The 4,440-nt window shown below is 60.3% G+C and carries 3 protein-coding genes; all 3 read left to right on the top strand.

Going from position 1 to position 4,440, the window contains the following annotated elements:
- The first annotated feature begins 240 nt into the window (after positions 1–240).
- Positions 241–507 carry a 30S ribosomal protein S20 gene (gene rpsT / locus EN914_RS25710; RefSeq protein WP_013533694.1) on the top strand — a complete coding sequence of 89 codons (267 nt, stop codon included), beginning with the start codon at positions 241–243 and terminating at the stop codon, positions 505–507.
- A gap of 852 nt (positions 508–1,359) precedes the next feature.
- Positions 1,360–2,907 carry a chromosomal replication initiator protein DnaA gene (dnaA, locus tag EN914_RS25705; protein ID WP_024503475.1) on the top strand — a complete coding sequence of 516 codons (1,548 nt, stop codon included), beginning with the start codon at positions 1,360–1,362 and terminating at the stop codon, positions 2,905–2,907.
- A gap of 303 nt (positions 2,908–3,210) precedes the next feature.
- Positions 3,211–4,329 carry a DNA polymerase III subunit beta gene (gene dnaN, locus EN914_RS25700; RefSeq protein WP_013527877.1) on the top strand — a complete coding sequence of 373 codons (1,119 nt, stop codon included), beginning with the start codon at positions 3,211–3,213 and terminating at the stop codon, positions 4,327–4,329.
- The last annotated feature ends 111 nt before the right edge of the window (positions 4,330–4,440 follow it).

Here is a 4,440-nt window from a genome sequence, read left to right as displayed (position 1 = left end):
GAAGGAAGGCATGGCGGCCTTTGCCGAGAAGCGGAAGCCGAATTTCACCAACCGCTGACGCCAATCCCTTGGCTTCGAAGAAGATGGCTGTTGGCCGCCAAAAAGAAGGTCAGGCAGCGTTGACGCGCCGGAAAAGCTGAACTATAAGCCGCACCAACCGAGGCGGCCCCGTGGCAGCCCGTTTGTTTTTTGCGCCCTGCGGCATCCCGCATGCGCCGACCAGATCAGAAGAGAGGCATCATGGCCAATACATCCTCGGCCAAAAAGGCAACGCGCAAGATCGTCCGCCGCGCAGCGATCAACAAGAACCGTCGCTCGCGCGTCCGCACCTACATCCGCCAGGTCGAAGAGGCGCTTGCCTCCGGTGACAAGGCTGCCGCACAGGCTGCCTTCAAGATCGCGGAACCGGAATTGATGCGCGCCGCAACCAAGGGCGTGATTCACAAGAACACGGCGTCCCGCAAGGTGTCGCGACTGGCTCAGCGGGTCAAGGTACTGTCGGCCTGACATTACTTGCCTAGACTGACGTTCTTCGAACCCGGCCGTTTGTGCCGGGTTTTTTCGTTTGCCGGCAAGCACTTAAAAAGAATGTCCGGAAACGGCGTCTTATGCGGATTTCACAATAGGGAATAGTTTGCCGGCATATGCATGCCTGCTGTTGATCGGCACGCTTGAAAAGCGCCGGCCTAATGTTTCTTGGCTGTCAAAAATAGCTTATATTTTTCAAACGCTTACAGATGGTGATCCACAGCTTGTCCACACCGGACTGGCCCGATCGGGGAGAAGTCGCTGTCAAGCGAATTATTTCAGAATATTTCTGTCAGCGCCCGGTTTTTCATATTCGCCGGAAAAGGGTTTGAATCACAATGGCTTTGTTAAAATGTGCCGTCGCGGCATGCCACTCGAACCCGCCTCCACTAACCAGATTCCTTAAAAATCCGTTAGACGTGGCCTTGCCCTATCCACAGCGATTTCGGTAGTGTCGATCTATCGAAAGGGACGGGCTCTGGCTCTTAACCCAAGCCTGAATCGGCCAGGTTAAATTGGCGGGATTTGCAACGCGGATCAAGTCCGCGGACGGCTTTGGTTTGTCTTTTTCGATACGGTAGGGGACTGGCGTAACTAGACATGGCAGGTAGACGGCGCGCCGGCGCTCTTTTCGCCGGACGGTGTTGTATTGCCCTGACATACCCAACGCGGACTGGCTTCCATGGGCCGGCACCGGTTCCCACGGATAATGGGCGACGTTCACCTGCCGGCGGCGGCAGCGGACATCGTAGCAAAGACTTAGGTCGCCGGAACCGGATGCAGGAGGCGCATCCCGGCGGAAAACAGGTACGGAAGGACATGGAAAAGATCATGCAGAGCGGCATCGAAAGGGAACTTACGGGCGACCTCCCATTTCCTGGAACTTTGATCGGAGCAAACGACATGGCGGTGTCCAGCGACGCGGAACAGAAATTCGACCGGGTCAAGACCCAGTTGAAGGCGCGCCTGGGAACCGAAGTCTATTCGAGCTGGTTTGGCCGCATGAAAGTCGCCGAGGCTTCCAAGGGCATTGTCCGCATCTCGGTGCCTACCGCCTTCCTGCGCTCATGGATCAACGGCCACTATCTCGACCTCATCTCCGAACTGTGGAAGCAGGAGGATCCCGATCTTCTCAAGATCGACATCGTCGTGCGCACGGCAACCCGTCAGGGACGCGCCCAGGCCGAGCCAGAGGTAACGCCGGCACGCAGCAAGGTGACACGGCAGACGCAGACGGCGCTTGCCGCAGGCACAGTCAGCCCCAGCCGGGTGGAGCGCGCATCGACTCCGCGTCCGGGCACACCCGTCGAGAGCGAATTCCGCCACAACGTTCTGGGGTCACCGCTTGATCCACGCTACACGTTCGGCTCTTTCATCGAGGGGCCGTCGAACCGGGTGGCCTTCGCCGCCGCCAAGGCAGTGGCGGAATCGCAATCGAGCGCGGTGCGCTTCAATCCGCTCTTCCTTCACGCAACCGTCGGGCTCGGCAAGACCCATTTGCTGCAGGCCATCGCCGCGGAATCGCTGAAGCAGAACCCCAAGTCGCGCGTCGTCTATCTCACGGCCGAGTATTTCATGTGGCGCTTTGCCACCGCGATCCGCGACAACAACGCTCTGACGCTCAAGGAGCAGCTGCGCGACATCGACCTGCTCATCATCGACGACATGCAGTTCCTGCAGGGCAAGTCGATCCAGCACGAATTCTGCCACCTGATCAACATGCTGCTCGACAGCGCCAAGCAGGTGGTCGTTGCCGCCGACCGGCCACCATCGGAACTGGAATCGCTCGAACCGCGGGTCCGTTCGCGCCTCAATGGCGGTGTCGCGCTTGAAATGTCGGCGCCCGATTTCGCCATGCGCCTCGGCATGCTCAAATTGCGCCTTGCCACGGCCAGGAGCGACGACGCATCCCTCGACATTTCGGAGGAGATCCTCAATCACGTCGCCCGCACCGTGACCGGCAGCGGACGCGAGCTGGAAGGCGCCTTCAATCAGCTTTTGTTCCGTCAATCCTTCGAGCCGCAGATCACCATCGACCGGATCGACGAAATCCTCGGCCACATCTATCGCACAGGTGAGCCGAAGCGTGTCCGTATCGAGGACATCCAGCGCATCGTGGCGCGTCACTACAATGTGTCGAAGACCGAATTGCTGTCCAACCGGCGCACGCGCACCATCGTCAAGCCGCGGCAGGTCGCCATGTACCTGTCGAAGGTGATGACGCCGCGCTCGCTACCCGAGATCGGACGGCGTTTCGGTGGCCGCGATCACACCACGGTGCTGCATGCCGTGCGCAAGATCGAGGACCTTTCCGGCAACGACAACACGCTGGCGCAGGAACTTGAGCTTCTGAGGCGGCTGATCAACGATCAGGCCTGACCCTCCGGAAGGGCCGAACCGAAACAACGCCGGAATTCAATGGCTTGCCAGTGCGGCGCCGGGCCTGCATCGGGCTCGTGGCATCGCCTGGAAGCGATCTGGATTTCGGTTTTTCGACACTGGCTCGCGGACTTCGGGCGCGTTATCCCCAGAAAGCCCGCGTAGCCGGCCTGAACCGGCGGCGCGGGCTTGCGTTTGCTGGTTTTTTCCTGTCAGTTTACGCAGATTCTGAGCCTATTCAGACCTTTCGCGGGACGCCGCTCACTGGTGACCCGTCATTCATTCAAGCGAGCCTGTTTCGTCATGCGTGTTATCCTGGAACGGTCAAATCTCCTGAAGTCGCTCAACCACGTCCACCGTGTGGTCGAGCGGCGCAACACCATACCGATCCTGTCCAACGTGCTGCTCGGCGCCGAAGGCGCCAGCCTCGAAATGAAGGCGACCGATCTCGACCTCGAGGTGACCGAAGCGACGCCCGCCAAGGTGGAGCGCGGCGGGGCGACGACGGTCCCGGCACATCTGCTCTACGACATCGTGCGCAAGCTCGCCGATGGCGCCGAGGTGATGCTGAAGACGGACGAGGACGGCAACGCCATGACGGTGACGTCTGGCCGCTCGAGCTTCCGCCTTCAGTGCCTGCCGCAATCCGACTTCCCGGAGCTTTCGGCCGGATCCTTCTCACATATCTTCCGTCTCGACTCGGTTGCCCTGAAAGGCCTGATCGAGAAGACCCAGTTCGCCATCTCCACCGAGGAGACACGCTATTACCTGAACGGCATCTACCTGCACACGCATGAGGTCGGCGGCAAGCTGAAGCTGCGCTCGGTGGCGACCGACGGCCACCGCCTGGCGCGCGCCGAGATCGACGCGCCGGCGGGTTCCGAGGGCATGCCGGGCATCATCATTCCGCGCAAGACGGTGAGCGAGCTGCAGAAGCTTGTCGACGATCCGGATGTTGCGGTGACCACCGAACTGTCGGACACCAAGATCCGCTTCACCATCGGCAGCGTGGTTTTGACCTCGAAGCTGATCGACGGCACCTTCCCCGATTATCAGCGGGTCATTCCGACAGGCAACGACAAGAAGCTGATCATCGACCGCCAGAGCTTTGCCGCCGCCGTCGATCGTGTCTCGACCATCTCTTCCGAACGCGGTCGCGCGGTGAAGCTGTCGATCAGCGAGGGTCAGGTGACGCTTGCGGTCAACAATCCGGATTCAGGCAGCGCCACCGAAGAACTGTCCGCTGACTATTCATCCGATCCGATCGAGATCGGCTTCAACGCCAAGTACCTGCTCGACGTTGCCGCGCAGCTGACCGGCACGGAGGCCAAGTTCATGCTGGCGGATGCCGGTTCGCCGACGCTGATCCACGACATGGCCGACGAGACCGCACTCTATGTGCTGATGCCGATGCGCGTGTAGCGGCGCGGTGTCAGCACTTCGGTCCTGTTGTGGACCGGCGGCAAGCGCGATATTTACGGCGACTTCTATAGGCGGATAGCGGTTGCCGGCACAGAACCATATAAGTAAGCT

This window comes from Mesorhizobium sp. M7A.F.Ca.CA.001.08.2.1 (assembly GCF_003998455.1).
Classification (GTDB): Bacteria; Pseudomonadota; Alphaproteobacteria; order Rhizobiales; family Rhizobiaceae; genus Mesorhizobium; species Mesorhizobium ciceri.
Note: the sequence above shows the minus strand (reverse complement) of the source record. Positions and strands in the feature narration are given on the sequence as shown.